Source organism: Mesorhizobium sp. LEGMi-168a (assembly GCF_058312955.1).
In genome coordinates this window covers 1-1,139 of record NZ_JBZEGV010000131.1, presented here as the reverse complement: position 1 = coordinate 1,139, position 1,139 = coordinate 1, and the positions used below count along the sequence as shown (strand labels likewise).

At 55.4% G+C, this 1,139-nt stretch carries 3 protein-coding genes; all 3 read left to right on the top strand.

Annotation, left to right across the window (positions count from 1 at the left end; translation table 11 throughout):
* Positions 1 to 299: acetate--CoA ligase family protein (locus AC4FWB_RS34410; protein ID WP_491030656.1), on the top strand; the 299-nt coding region annotated here is incomplete at its 5' end.
* A gap of 25 nt (positions 300 to 324) precedes the next feature.
* A complete protein-coding gene (locus AC4FWB_RS34405) occupies positions 325 to 549 on the top strand; it encodes a hypothetical protein (protein WP_491030655.1) in 225 nt (74 codons plus the stop codon).
* A gap of 234 nt (positions 550 to 783) precedes the next feature.
* The coding region (locus AC4FWB_RS34400; RefSeq protein WP_491030653.1) for a CoA transferase at positions 784 to 1,139 on the top strand (356 nt) is incomplete at its 3' end.

Below are 1,139 nucleotides of genomic sequence, written 5' to 3'. Positions count from 1 at the left end.
TTGGTGGCACAGAAGCCGAATTGCTTCGCGACACGGCCACGATTCTCCTGCCGGCTTCTCGCGACGCCATTGCCGGTGCGTTGCGAAGCCTTCGGCTGTTTCCTATGTTTTGCGGTTGGCGTGGCCGACCAAAGGGTGATATGGAGGCGGCGGTCGATGCCATCCAGAAGTTTGCCCAATTCGCTACAATAAATGAAAAGCGCTTTATCGAAGCTGAGATAAATCCGTTGATTGTGCGCTTTGAAGGGCATGGGGTGGTCGCTGGCGATGCGGTGATGCGACTTACTCAGACTGCATGAGGCGACACTCAAGAAGGCTAGGCTGATGGCGGCGATTCCGCCGGATATTCAACGCGTCCACAAGATGTATTTGAACCGCGTTTACGAAATGCAAGGTTTGAAAAATGCGACCGCCTATTATTTGGAGCTGGTGGCGATTGCGGGCCATCAGACGGTGCCTGAATACACCGAGCTTATGGAAACTATCAAAAAGGAAGGCCTGCGAGTCGCGCTCGATAGGGCGCAGAAGCGTTACAAGGATCTCGAATAGAGAAACCGTCTGCTGCGCACAGCTTCGAGGGCGTGTGTTGTCGTTAAGCGCTCCGCCTTTTGAAGAGTTCTGAACAGTCCACGGTTGATCTCGGTTGCGAGGCTGTGACGGCAGTCGCAGCCGGGATCAATCCGCTGGAACTATAGGATGTCTCGCGGGCAGTGCGAGAATCCTTCGGTGCCAATAGGACGGTGCAGCTAAGAGCTAAGATTTCAAGCATTCGGAGATGGTTGTATGGGTGTTTTAAGCGGAGTAAAGATCATTGAGATTGCCGGCCTTGGGCCGGGGCCGTTCTGCGGAATGTTATTGGCCGACCTTGGCGCTGACGTTATCTCCATTGAACGGCCTGACGCGGATGTGGGAGCCCCAAGGCCGTGGGCCGTGTGCAGCCGCGGTAAGCGCTCTATCGTCCTTGATCTCAAGAAGCCAGCCGCAGTCGAAACGGTTTTGCAGTTGGTCGAGAATGCGGATGCTTTGATCGAGGGTATGCGCCCTGGGGTAATGGAACGGCTCGGTTTGGGCCCCGAAGTCTGTCATGCTCGGTGTTCATCGCTGGTTTACGGCCGAATGACGGGGTGGGGACAAAATGG